Annotated in this window: 8 protein-coding genes; 4 read left to right on the top strand and 4 right to left on the bottom strand. The window is 40.3% G+C overall.

What is annotated here, in order from left to right:
- Positions 1-2: 2 nt before the first annotated feature.
- A complete protein-coding gene (locus ACEN2L_RS08730; RefSeq protein WP_441743267.1) occupies positions 3-1394 on the bottom strand; it encodes a TolC family protein in 1392 nt (463 codons plus the stop codon).
- A 256-nt stretch (positions 1395-1650) separates the two neighbouring features.
- The gene (gene ffh / locus ACEN2L_RS08725; protein WP_306020995.1) at positions 1651-3027 is read right to left on the bottom strand and encodes a signal recognition particle protein; all 1377 of its coding nucleotides are present in this window, start codon (positions 3025-3027) and stop codon (positions 1651-1653) included.
- 229 nt (positions 3028-3256) lie between these two features.
- On the opposite strand from ffh, the gene ACEN2L_RS08720 reads away from it, so the two are divergent.
- Both ACEN2L_RS08720 and ACEN2L_RS08715 read left to right on the top strand, forming a co-directional pair.
- Entirely contained in the window at positions 3257-4048 is a 792-nt protein-coding gene (locus ACEN2L_RS08720) for a cytochrome C assembly family protein (RefSeq protein WP_441743265.1), read from the top strand.
- Between the two features lie 68 nt (positions 4049-4116).
- Complete coding sequence (locus ACEN2L_RS08715; protein ID WP_306020991.1) at positions 4117-5424, top strand: HlyC/CorC family transporter; 1308 nt, start codon at positions 4117-4119, stop codon at positions 5422-5424.
- A gap of 102 nt (positions 5425-5526) precedes the next feature.
- Here ACEN2L_RS08715 and ACEN2L_RS08710 read toward each other — a convergent pair whose 3' ends face one another.
- Together ACEN2L_RS08710 and sixA are read right to left on the bottom strand one after the other, a co-directional pair.
- The gene (locus ACEN2L_RS08710; RefSeq protein ID WP_306020990.1) at positions 5527-5703 is read right to left on the bottom strand and encodes a hypothetical protein; all 177 of its coding nucleotides are present in this window, start codon (positions 5701-5703) and stop codon (positions 5527-5529) included.
- A 37-nt stretch (positions 5704-5740) separates the two neighbouring features.
- Positions 5741-6238 carry a phosphohistidine phosphatase SixA gene (gene sixA, locus ACEN2L_RS08705; protein ID WP_441743263.1) on the bottom strand — a complete coding sequence of 166 codons (498 nt, stop codon included), beginning with the start codon at positions 6236-6238 and terminating at the stop codon, positions 5741-5743.
- Between the two features lie 174 nt (positions 6239-6412).
- Between sixA and ACEN2L_RS08700 the strand changes: the two genes are divergently transcribed.
- Together ACEN2L_RS08700 and ACEN2L_RS08695 are read left to right on the top strand one after the other, a co-directional pair.
- The gene (locus ACEN2L_RS08700; protein ID WP_441743261.1) at positions 6413-9112 is read left to right on the top strand and encodes an insulinase family protein; all 2700 of its coding nucleotides are present in this window, start codon (positions 6413-6415) and stop codon (positions 9110-9112) included.
- 227 nt (positions 9113-9339) lie between these two features.
- Positions 9340-13791: an EAL domain-containing protein gene (locus ACEN2L_RS08695; protein ID WP_441743260.1), complete on the top strand. Its 4452-nt coding sequence runs from the start codon at positions 9340-9342 to the stop codon at positions 13789-13791.
- Positions 13792-13834: the final 43 nt, after the last annotated feature.

Genomic DNA, 13834 nt, shown 5'->3' with positions numbered 1-13834 from the left:
GCTTAGTTTTCACTTTTGGAAAGTTGGGTTGTTGAAAAATTACCGCCTAATGCAATATGCAAACTGACTCGATTGGCGATAAGTTGATTTTTTAAATCAATCAGCGAACTTTGCGCATCATAAGATCGTCCTTGGGCATCAAGCACCGTGGTATAACTGACAAGGCCGCTTTGATACTGTTCAAAAGACAACTGTTCCGCTATCACTGCATTGTCGCGCGCGGCTAAGGTAGCTTGATATTGTTGTAATAATGACTCTTCTTGGTTTATGCCACTTTCGACACTGTTAAATGCAGAGTACAACGCATCAAGATACGCTTGCTCACTTTGCTTTAGGCTTAACAAGGCAATTTTTTCGTTTGCCTTGAGACTTCCCCCTTGAAACAAGGGAGCACTGATTCGGCCTATTAACGACCAAGCTAAGCTGGCGGGGCTTAGCACGTCACTTAAAGTCTCACCGCCGTCACTCAGTGAAGCGCCAATGGCTAAGCTTGGAAAACGTTGTTTATGAGCAAAGGCTAATGCCGCATCTTTAGCTAATAATTGATACCAACTAGCCACTAATTCTGGTTTGCGAGTAATAAGTTCGCTTGGAATGCCTTTGCCAAGACTGGCCGAGATAAACGGAATATCAGATTCGATATTCAATTGTGCATCTGGATACTCACCTACCAAGCGTTGTAAGGCTCTGTTGCTGTCTCGCTCATTGGCTTGTTGTTGCGACAAACGAGAGCGTTCACTGTTTAAATCGTTGCGGGCGAGATAAACATCTAAGGCAGCATTTAAACCTTGTTGGTATCCTTGCTCGATAATGTCGAGGTTTTGTTCAGAGTTACGCACCCTTGCTTGATATAAAGTACTTAATTGTTTGTCACTTAAGTGCTTAAACCAAGCAACAATTACGTCAGCAACTATTTGTTGTTTCGCTTGTTCAAACGTGGCTTTTTGCGCCAAGTAGCTTAAATTTGCTTGGCGCTGTGAATCTGATAACTTGCCCCAAATGTCAATTTCATAAGCAAGATCCAAGCTTATTGAACTAGTGGTAGCATAAGAAGTGGGCTCGACGCTTTTACCGCGTCCCTGACTGAGTGATAAATCCAAGGTAGGCCAGATATAGGCGCCACTGAGCTTAACTTGTTGTTCTTCAATTTGGCTTTGGTAAGCAAGCTGCTTTAAAGTGAGGTTTTTGTTGAGGGCTTTTTCAACCAATGCTGATAAACCTGCTTGATTAAACTCACTGAGCCAATCATCTTGCACAGCTAAATAGGGACTCTGCTGCTGCCAGTTGTCAGGCAGTGTAGGCTGTCGCAACGTATTATCGACAGCCGATAAATGAGAACAAGCACTGAGCAACAAAACTGCGCAGACAAGTCCTGAAAAATTAATATGCTTCATTATTTACACAAGTCAGTTTGAGTTTAAAAAACGGTTTGCATTCAAGCACTTTAATTACAGAGTAAGCAATGAACTTTACCAAAGTTTACAATTTACCAGCTTGAACAAGGTGCGATCATGACTCGCTGCTTAAACGAAAGGTTAACTCGCAGGTGGACGCGAGATAAAACTGACTTTTTTGAGGCTTAGGGTATTTACTTAAGAATGTTCTAGAAACAAAAAACTCATCGCGAGGATGAGTTTTTAAGCGGTAAACCTATCGTTTTGGAAACATGCCGCCTGGTCCACCGGGGGGCATCATACCTTTGAGGTTTCGCATCATTTTACCCATGCCGCCGCCCGTCATTTTTTTCATCATTTTTTGCATTTGCGTGAATTGTTTAAGCAGGCGATTAATATCCTGAATTTGCGTACCAGAACCCGCAGCAATACGGCGTTTTCTGGAGCCATTGATCAAATCAGGCTTAGTACGCTCGTCTGGCGTCATGGAATTAATAATGGCTTCCATTTGATTAAAGGATTTATCGTTGGCTTTTTCTTTAATTTGCGCTGTCATGTTGCCCATACCAGGCATCTTGTCCATCATCGACATCATGCCACCCATATTGCGCATTTGCTCTAGCTGCTCTTTAAAGTCTTGTAAATCGAAACCCTTACCCTTTTGGACTTTTTGCGCCAACTTTTGCGCTTTGGCTTTGTCTACTTTACGTTCAACTTCTTCAATTAAACTCAGTACATCGCCCATTCCCAATATACGCGAGGCGATCCGTTCTGGGTGGAAGGCTTCAAGGGCGTCGAGTTTTTCACCCATACCAATGAACTTAATGGGCTTACCAGTAATATGGCGCACAGAAAGGGCAGCACCGCCTCGAGCATCACCATCGGCTTTTGTTAAAATCACCCCCGTTAATGGTAGTGCTTCGTTGAATGCTTTTGCCGTATTCGCGGCATCTTGCCCCGTCATTGCGTCAACCACAAACAAGGTTTCAATTGGGTTAATGGCTTTATGCAGGGCTTGAATTTCAGCCATCATCTCGCCATCAACATGCAAACGACCGGCGGTATCCACTAATAACACATCGTAAAATTGTTTACGTGCATGGTTAATTGCCGCCAAAGCAATATCAACTGGCTTTTGACTAATATCAGAAGGGAAAAAACCAACTTCTAAATCATTCGCTAAGGTTTCAAGTTGTTTAATTGCCGCCGGACGATACACATCAGCACTAACAACCAAGACTTTTTTCTTTTCACGTTGTTTTAAAAATGATGCCAGTTTACCCACACTGGTGGTTTTACCTGCACCTTGCAAACCGGCCATGAGAATGACTGCGGGAGGTTGAGCGGCTAAATTCAGTTTTTCATTCGCTTGACCCATAACGGCTTCAAGTTCTGACTGAACTATTTTGATGAAAACCTGACCGGGGTTAAGACTCTTGCTGACTTCTGTACCAACCGCCCGCTCTTTTACTTGCGAAATAAAATCACGCACTACCGGTAAGGCGACATCCGCTTCAAGCAATGCCATGCGCACTTCACGCAAAGTATCTTTGATGTTGTCTTCCGTCAAACGGCCTTTGCCGCTGATGTTTTTAAGGGTACTACCCAATCGTTCGGTCAAATTTTCAAACATGAATCTACGCTTACCTACTAATGTCTAATTGCCCCAAGTATATCGAAATAGCGGCAAGATAAGAATAATCAATCCAACTTTCTGTTTAAACTTTAGCGCTATGTTGGGCGTTGGGCGATGAAAGCAGTGTCAACCGCCAATAATTAATGGTAATTTATGGCTTTATTTCATAGTAAATTAAGAAATAACCAACGGAGTGTTAGGTGTTGATTGCTAAAAGGTTTTCACAATGTTTTTAGAGCTAATTTGTTTTTTACTCTATGGCTCATCAGCAGGCATTATTGTCTCAGGTTTATTTAATGCTCAAGGCCCTAAAAAACCTCTCGCACTCGGCTTAGCCACCCTGGCATTGTTTATTCATATCGTTATTTTATGGGACACCGTATTTATTTTACCTGGGCAAAATATGAGCATCATGAATGTTGCTTCTTTTGTTGCATGGTTAATAACCGCAACCATGATTGTTGCATCATTTAGCTTACCCAATACGATTTTATTGCCTGTGGTATTTGGTTTTACTGCAATTGTTGTGATGCTTGCACCGCTCCTGACAGATATGCACGTGATGCATTACAATATTCAACCCGCTGTGCTTATCCATGTAGGCTTAGCGTTGATGGCCTATGCATGCTTGAGTATTGCGTTTTTGTACGCCATGCAATTGGCTTATATCAATATTCGTTTAAAAGAAAAAAAGGCCTCTCTGCTGCATTCTTCCCTTCCTCCATTGATGGCCGTTGAAACGATTCTCTTTAAATTGCTGTTAGTCGGTACCGTGTTATTAACCTTATCTTTGATCAGCGGCTTTATGTTTTTAGAAAACATGTTTGCGAAAGAGCAAGCTCACAAGACCGTGCTGTCGATCCTGGCCTGGCTAATTTACAGTGTAATTTTATTCGGGCATGCTAAGTTTGGCTGGCGCGGCAAATGGGTTATTAGTGCAACAATTGTAGGCTCAATTTTATTAACATTAGCCTATTTTGGCAGCCGTTTTGTGCGTGAAGTCATCATCAACACATAAAAGTCACTTGAATCGAGCTTCATTAGCCCTTACATTCACCTCTCTGCAATTGCTTAGGAAGATTTTCGTTGGACGACATATCCACCAGTAGTTTATTTATTCTACTGGGTATTTTGATTTTACTCTCCGCCTATTTCTCGGGTTCTGAAACTGGCATGATGTCGATAAACCGATATCGACTTAAACATCTTGAAAATGAGGGCAATAAAGCCGCCCTTAGAGTCAGAAAATTAATTGATCGCCCTGATAGACTTATTGGCCTTATATTGATTGGCAATAATCTGGTGAACATAGCCGCATCGATTATTGCGGGTATTATTGGCGGCCGCTTACTCGGAGATGACGTACTGGGTTTAGTTTTAACTACGGTTATCTTGACTTTCGTGGTCCTTATTTTTGCTGAAGTAACACCAAAAACCGTTGCCGCTTTGTACCCAGAAAAGGTTGCTTTTCCGAGTTCGTTTATTCTTTCACCCTTGTTACTTTTATTTTATCCCTTCGTTTTTTTAGTCAATGGCATTACCAACGGCATTTTGGCGCTGTTTCGCATCAATCCTAGCGATGGCAGTGGCGACAGTCTAAGCCGAGAAGAATTACGGACGGTGGTATTCGAAGCTGGGGCAATGATCCCTAAAAAGCACCAAGACATGTTAGTGGGTATACTTGATTTAGAAAAAGTGACCGCTGAAGACATTATGGTGCCACGCAGTGATATCGTCGCTATCGACATCAACGATGATTGGAAAGACATTCAAAAACAATTGGTTAACGCCCAGCACACGCGCGTATTGTTGTACCGCGATAGCATTGATGATGCAGTGGGCTTTGTCCATGTAAGAGATGCCCTGCGCCTGCTGTCTAAAGATCAATTTACTAAAGCCAGTTTGTTACGCGCAGTGCGTGAAATTTATTTCACACCGGAGTCCACTCCACTACACACCTTGATGTATAAGTTTCAAGCAGCCAAAGAGCGCATCGGTTTAGTGGTTGATGAGTATGGCGATATTCAAGGTTTAGTGACCCTGGAAGATATTCTTGAAGAAATCATTGGTGATTTTACCACCAGTTTCTTGCCTGATCATAGTAAAGAAGCCAACCTGCAACAAGACGGCAGTGTATTAATTGACGGCAGTGTTAACGTAAGAGAGCTAAATAAAGAACTAGATTGGCAGTTTCCAACAGAAGGGCCAAAAACCCTCAATGGCTTAATATTGGAGTACTTGGAAGACATTCCACAAGCCAATATTAGTTTGCGTTTGGCAGGTTACCCCATTGAAATCGTTGAGATGAAAGACAATATGGTGAAAACCGTAAGAGTGATGCCGAAGCTCTACCGCGCAGAACAGGGCCGTGATGCAAGCAGCTTGTCTGGCTAGACGACTTTTAACTACACTTAACTCACGTTGATGCGCCCTATTAAGTGCTTTTAGCGTGAGTCCATCCGATTAAAAGAATCACTTCTTCCAATACTAAACACCCTATTGTTTGTTTTGTCGATTTTGAATAATTTTAGATTTTAAAAGTTCAACTTTACTGTTTAGTGAACTCAACTTAGCAAAAATCTCCCGAAGCTCATCATCTTGAGTCAGTTGTGATTCAGCAACGTGCTGTTCAAGCACTTGTTGCAAATGGGCAGGTAAGCTTTTTGTATTCATAAAAAGGTTATCGGTACTAACCACAAAATTCTGAAGCTTAGTTGTTACCTAAATCACTCATTGAAGGATGATAAAATTCAGTTAATTCACCCAGCCCCGTTTCCACATCATAATCGATGATTGCCATACTAGATGTATCGAACAAGGCGCCTTGGTAGGTCAACAATATTTCGTCTAATAAATAACTAACTAAAGGCATATGACTTATCAGGATCATGCTAGTAGCGTTGGGGTGTTGTTGCAGGAAATGGTCGACCATTCTATGGCTATTACGAGGTTTAGCGTCAGGAACGAGTTCTACAACATCTAGCTTACTCGATATACTTAATTGTGAAAGAACGCCGTCATACGTCTGTTGCGCCCGCACAAAAGGACTCACCAACGCCACATCTATTTTATTCTCGGCGAGAACATGACTGACCAACCAACTCCCTGCTTTGTGTGTTTGGCTGATGCCATAAGCGGTCAAATTACGGGCTTGGTCTGAAATATTACTCGATTCAGCTTCACCATGACGCATGACAATTAATTTCATAAGTTTCGTTATTGGTCTTTTTAACTCGATAATATAACAAATATACTATTTAAAAATCTTTCGCGTGATAAATTTAGTTTATGCTTAATTAAATTTTTTGAAACTGGACAGTCAATTTTGCTTAAATGTGAGAATGATACTCGGCTTTATGACCATTTTACTTTAGCAAATGGTTTGCAAGTACTTGTAGTCGAAGACACTAAAATATCTAAAACTGCTTGTTCAGCCACATTCCAGACCGGACATTTTGACGATGACGATGACTGTCATGGTTTAAGCCACTTATTAGAACATATGCTGTTCTTGGGTAACGCGAGCACAGAAGTGGCTAACGCTTTAGGTGATTTTGTGTCTGCTCATGGCGGAACCCTAAATGCATCGACAGGCACGGAAACCAGCAGTTATTTTTTTGATATTTTCAGCGACGTATTTGACGACGCCTTAGCACAATTTTCAGCAATGCTATTTTCCCCTTTACTGCAAACCACTTATATTGAAAAAGAAATTCAGGCCATTGATGCCGAATTTAAATTAAAACAAAAAGATGATTTACGTCGTTTGTATCAAGTTCATAAAGAAACCTGCAACCCCAACCATCCCTTTAGTAAGTTTTCAGTGGGCAATCGACAAACCTTCGAAAAATTCTCAGCCCTTGAGTTACAGAAAAAATTGCGGCGCTTACACCAGCGTTATTACCAAAGCGCTAATCTTTGCCTTAGTGTTATTTCATCACTTCCTATCAGTGAGACCAAATTGATTGTTGAAAAGCACTTCAGTCATTGGAAGCACGGTAAAAAGATTAAGCGAGATGCTTACCCTGCCCTTTATTTAAAACATCAACTGGGCGTATTGATTCAGATCACCCCATTACAAAAAGCCCAACGATTAATCATTACGTTCGCCTTACCCGCCCAAAACCAGCACTATCGCGCAAAACCCCTTGCCATTATCAGCCATATTTTGGGTGACGAAGGATATGGTGGCTTGCTGGATTATTACAAAGGTAAAAATTGGGCCACGAGCCTCAGTGCTGGCGGTGGTATCGAAGGCAGTAATTTTAAAGATTTTAATATTAATCTGCAGCTGACTGATAAAGGCCTAAACAGCATCGAAGGCATCCTCAGTGCCCTGTTTAGCTACCTTGAGTTGATTAAAAAGCAGGGTGTAGAGTCATGGCGCTTAGTAGAAATGGCAAGACTCAATACACTGGCGTGGCGCTATGGTGAAAACCCAAAACCCATCGATGAAGTACTAAAACTTTCTCACAATATGGTGGATTATCCACCAGAGCATGTGATGGCCGGTGACTATCTTTTTGATAAGGCCAGCCCTGCAATGACATACTCGATGTTAGATTTCTTCAGCGCAAACAATATGCGCCTGAAGCTTATTTACCAAAGTCAAAAAACTGACACCGTGGCGCGCTGGTACGACACCCCTTACAAAATAAGCCAGTTACCACCTGCCATAGTAGAAAGTACAAAAAGTGTAAAGCCTATCGATTCTTTAACCTTGCCTAAAGCCAATCGATACTTAAGTGATATCAATCAATTGGCTATTAAAGAGGATGAATACACCTTACCCACACTCATTCATCATCAGCCTGGTCTCGATTTATGGTTTGGCCAAGACCAACAGTTTCAGCAGCCAAAAGGTGATTGTTTTCTGACTTTCGACTGCCCAGCCATAACACAGGGTATCGAAATTGCGACCTATAAACGCCTCTGGGTTGCTTTGATTAATGAGAAGTTAACGCAAAAATATTATCAAGCCAATTTAGCCGGATTGCATTTTCACCTCTACCCTCATCAAGGCGGTTTTTCATTACAGACAAATGGTTTTAGCGCCAAGCAATTACACTTTTGTACTGATTTACTTACCCAAATAGTGGTCAACGAAGACTTCAAAAGCAGCTTCGAACAAGTAAAAAACGGCCAAGTTCAATTACTTAACAATAGTTTATTAAACAAACCCATTAACCGTTTATTTACCCGCTTGTCAGTCCTTTTACAGCAATACAATTATGCCCCCATCGATATGGCAGAAATCATGGGAAAAGCTCAACTTAAACATGTCATTGAGACTAAAAACAGTTTGCTCGGACAATTTAATTTGGAAGGTATGATGTATGGTAACTGGTCAATTGAAAAAGCCAACGAAGCAGTCGACAAGGTTCGAGCATTTCGCCAGTTATATGCTCATAGCACCCCACTATCTAAAGGCTTAGTCGATTTAACTCAAAAGCCAGTGCAGGTTCACTTTGTTGACTGTCAACATAACGACGATGCGGTTGTTATGTACTTTCAAGCGCCCAGTGCATGCACCGAAGATATCGCCTTAACCATGTTGTTTGAGCAAATGATTGCAACGCCATTTTTTAATCAAATGCGCACTGAACGCCAAGTGGGCTATTTAGTAGGGAGTGGCTACCTACCTTACAATCAGCATCCTGGTATTGCGCTATACATACAATCGCCTAATTTTTCAGCAAACCAAATCATTATTGCAATGCAACAATTTCTTAGCGAATTTTTACAAAGCCTCAATGACTATCAAGAAATCTGGACAGCCTTAAAAGCGGGGCTAATAAGGCAACTAAGTCAAACTGATAGCCATCTAAGCATGAAGAGTCAACGCCTATGGATGTGTATTGGAAACAAGGACTTCACCTTTTCTCAGAACAGCAAAATGATAGCTGCTATTGAACAACTTACATTTTCACAAATGCTTGAGTTTAGCCAGCGTTTAATGTGGCAGAAAAAATGTGGGGAATTAATCCTCATCAGCAGTAAACACAAGGTCAAAACCCTTAATGACTGGCAGGAAATCACCTCTATTTCAGAATTTAAACATCAAGCAAACTACCTGAGTTAAATCCCAAACACCCAAAAAGTAATCATTATTATTTTTTTTATTTATGCATTGCCATTTTTGCAAGATAAAGGCTTGTAGCCCGTCACTATTTTGGGCATATTTAAACACTTGGCGATACGGATATGGTCAGAAAATTCTAATAACAACATGGTAGGGACACTACCTATGGGTGAAAAGTGCGTATCCGTTATCTAAAAAAGTTACATTGCCTCATTTGGCTTCTCTTCATGAGCCTCTTTTTCGCATCCACAGTTTTTGCGCTTGACTCAAAATTTCAAAATTATTCTACTGCTAACGATCTTTCACAAAATACGGTCCCTGATATTGTAGAGGATAATTTAGGTTTTCTTTGGTTTGCATCCTTTAGTGGGCTTAATCGTTTTGACGGCTACGATTTCAAAAAATATTTACACAACCCAGGACAGAAGAATAGCTTACCTGACAATTTTATCAGGCAGTTAGTTATCGACAAAAGTGGAACTTTATGGGTCGGTACTCTGTCGGGGTTAGCCAGATATGAAAGAATTACAGACAGCTTTATCACTTACGATAGGAGAAATAGTAATTTACAAAATAATGAAATCATAACCCTGGCTATCGATGAAAATGGTTTTTTGCTTGTCGCCGATGAAAAAAATCTATATTCATATGATAGTTCTGCAGATAACTTTGTTTTGAAAAAAACGCTAGGTCTTCCTCTGCCACCAGAAATCAGATTTATTTTCAGTGAAAAAGACAAAACTTGGATCGGTAGTTATGGACATGGAATATTTCTTTTAGATAACGACAGCAATTATCTATACGACCTAAAAGATCCTAATCCATGGGGTTTCAGGCTTGATGCAACATATTTGTTTGATGTGTTAAAAACCGATACAAGCCATTGGTTGGCTACAGATATTGGGGCATATGAAATAACAATCGATTATCTGAAGACTAACAAGTCTGAAGACAAACTTCATCCGGCAATTAACGGAGAAGGAAGGAGTATTATTGAAGACCATTTAGGTAGAGTTTGGTTTGCAACAACGACAGGTTTAACTGTTTACGACCCTGAGGATTCATCAGAGTTTTCCTTTAACGACCAAAACAATGTGAATTTTGGTTTAGAGAACAGCTTCTTTTTAAAAGCATATAAAGACTCAAAAAATACGCTTTGGTTCGGAACATACTCTGGAGGAGTTTACAAACATACACCTCAAATAGCTAAAATTGAAATCTTTCAGAAACACTCTAATTATATATCTTTGTCTGGCAACAATATTTGGAGAATAGTCCAGGATAAAAACAAAGATGTTTGGATAGCTACCCAATCTAACGGCTTAAATAAATTTAATCCTCAAACCTATACTTTCAGCCATTATTTAAAGGATTTTAGTCATAATATTTGGAATGTTTTAGTTGATGATCAAAATAGAATCTGGGTGGCAAGCAGTGGCGGTTTGTTTGTGTATGAGATTACTGAAGATTCAAATTTAAAGCTAATCTCCACTTTGATGGCCGGAATAAATATCGAATACATTCATAATTTTGGTGGAAAAATATGGGTTAAATCGCCAGAAAATCGAATTCACTCCATAGATCCCAAAACGTTAAAATCAGAATGGATAACCTTAGCGAACGATAATATCAAGACCGTAGACCCTATTTTTTTGGATAGCAATGGCACCGTTTGGTTACTAACATCATTGGGGATGATGCTTTATGATCTCGAAACTAAACAAGTAAATCAGCTTATTTTAAATCTAGACGATACTGTCCGTCATTTTACCTCTGTTATTGAGACAAAAAATGCTTTTTGGTTGTCGTCATTTAGTCATGGATTGATAAAACTTGATAAGGAAACATTTCAAGTTTTATCGGTAATTGATTCGAAATCAGGCTTATCAAGTGATCAGGTAGTAACCACCATACTGCAAGGAGATAGTTTGTGGCTCGGATTTGCTGTTGAGGGAATAGATGAGGTTTCGGTAAGCACAGGCAAAGTGAAACAACATATAAGCCCTGAGCGAATGGCGTTTAGTGAGTTAAATGAAGGTGTTGGTGTCCTGACTGACAAAAATCAACTTCTATTCGGAGGAACAAACGGCTTTCTAATGTTCGATGCCGCTAAGTTTAGCCTTCAAGATAAAAACCCTGATTTGGGTGCAACAAAACCAACTGTTGCTCCAATCCTTACCCAGCTTAATTTATTTAATCACGAAACAAATTTACATTCTAGTAATAGCCCATTGTCTGAGCCTATCGAATCGATAAAACATATCAAACTACCATACAACTCTTACATGTTAAGTATTAAGTTTGCACAATTAAATCCTATAGACCCAAAAGCTTTTAAATACCGTTATAAATTGATTGGATTATCAGATAAATGGATTGAGACCGACAAAGATTCACCCCGCAAAGCGCAATTTTCTCATCTAGAATTTGGTGAATATGAATTTCAAGTTCAAAGTCGAAATGGTAACTCCCCTTGGTCGGCTATTAAAAGCGTCAAGCTATCAATTGCGCCCCCACCATGGTTAACCCAACAAGCGATGTTGCTTTACGGCATTTTACTGACTTTTATTTTGTTATATTCAATCAAACAGATGAGGGCGAAACGAGCCATTAATCAATCAATTCAAGAAAATGAAGAACGACTAAAACTGACGTTGTGGAGTAGTGGTGACGAATTGTGGGATTGGGATATTTATCAAGGCCAAGTATATCGCTCAAACACCTGGGGGACCCTCGATTTCCCGCAGGATGACATTCGGGTAAACAGTGCTTACGAAGCCAATATCCATCCGAGTGATATTATAAAAGTTCAAGAAACATTAAGAGAACATTTAAAAGACAAAAGTGAGCATTACGAAGTCACTTATCGAGCCCGCACTTATAAAGGCGAATGGGTATGGTTACTTGACCGCGGTAAAGTAGTGAGCCGAGATAGCAACAATCAAGCGATGCGCATGACAGGTACCCTAAAAAACATTAGCCATTTGAAATTGGCTGAAGAACAGTTAAAGCTATTTAAACGCTCAATTGAAACTATTTCCGATGGGGTGTTTATCACAGATACCGCATTTAAATTTATATCGGTTAATAATGCGTATTGTAAATATACCGGAGAAACCAGAGAGCAAGCACTTGTTAGCTACCTGACCTTTCATCAATATCCTGGGGCTTTTACCGAAGAAGTTAAAAAAGCCTTAAGACAAAAAGGCAACTGGTTAGGTGAAGTAGAGTCTCGCCGAACTGATGGTGAAAAGTATGAAATGGAACTAAACATTGATGCTATAAGCGATGAAGACGGTAAAATAAGCCATTATGTAGGGGTATTTTCGGATATAACGACCCGTAAAACCACAGAGAAAGAGCTGTTAAAACTCGCCAATACCGATCCACTAACAGAATTACCCAATCGCTCCTTTTTTCAAGCCAGTCACAACAATATTGTGCGCAGGGATACGCATCACGCGCTGATTTGTTTGGATATGGACAACTTTAAAAAGATTAATGACTCTTTAGGCCATCAAACAGGTGACATCCTTATAAAACAAATTGCGAAACGTTTACAACGTATTGCGGGTACTGACGCCACTTGTTATCGCCTTGGCGGCGATGAGTTCAGTATCCTTATTGATAAGGGCACTGATGTTCACCGCATTACCCACTTTGCGCAAACTATATTAGACAATATGGCCCGCCCGTTTTTAATCAATAAACAAGAGTTTGTGCTCGGTGCCAGTGTGGGTATTGCTTTTTATCCGGAAGATGGCAGTACACCGCAAGAGTTGTTGAAAAATGCAGATACTGCGATGTATTTTGCTAAAAATGCAGGAGGCAATAAGTATCAATTTTTCAGTGGCGAAATGAACCAAAATGCAGTTCGCCAATTACAAATAGAGAACTTAATCAGACATGGCCTAAAAGAAGACTTATTTACGGTGTTCTATCAACCGAAAGTAGATATCGCCAGTGGTAAATTAGTTAGTATGGAAGCCTTGGTACGGTATGAGCACCCAGACAAAGGTTTAGTTAGCCCTTCTCAGTTTATCCCTTTGGCCGAAGAGACAGGGCAAATAATCGAAATTGGCGAAGTGGTTTTACGTAAAGCCTGCGAAGAGACCAAACGCTGGGTGGATGCGGGCCTCTTTACTGGACGAGTGGCGGTTAATATCTCTGCTCGTCAATTTGAGCTACCTGATTTAGATGAGCGGATCATCAGTATATTGCAGCGCGCAGGCCTATCGCCCCTGCATTTAGAATGTGAGATCACTGAAGGTACTTTAATGCAAAACCCTGAAAGTGCCCTACGTATGATGCAGCGTTTACGTGAGCGAGGGATCCACCTTGCGCTAGATGACTTTGGCACCGGTTACTCGTCATTGGCTTATCTTAAACGTTTCCCAATAAACACTTTAAAAATTGATAAAGCATTTATAGATGATATTGCAACAACCAGTGAAGACAGGCATATGACGCAGGCCATCATTACTATTGCTCATAACCTTGGATTAAAAGTTGTCGCTGAGGGTGTGGAGCATGAAAACCAATTGTCAATATTACGTCGGTTTAAATGTGAGATGTTACAGGGCTATTTATACAGCAAACCCTTAAGCTCTGTACGCTTTGAACGCTTGTTAAAAGAAAACCATGAACTAAATAAAATCATTTATAAAAACGAACGCTAAAAATCACAAAGCGTTGATTTTTAAAAATTTTCATCTTCATTCA

The organism is Flavobacterium sp. W21_SRS_FM6, assembly GCF_052119645.1.
Classification (GTDB): domain Bacteria; phylum Pseudomonadota; class Gammaproteobacteria; order Enterobacterales; family Alteromonadaceae; genus Paraglaciecola.
Note: the sequence above shows the minus strand (reverse complement) of the source record. Positions and strands in the feature narration are given on the sequence as shown.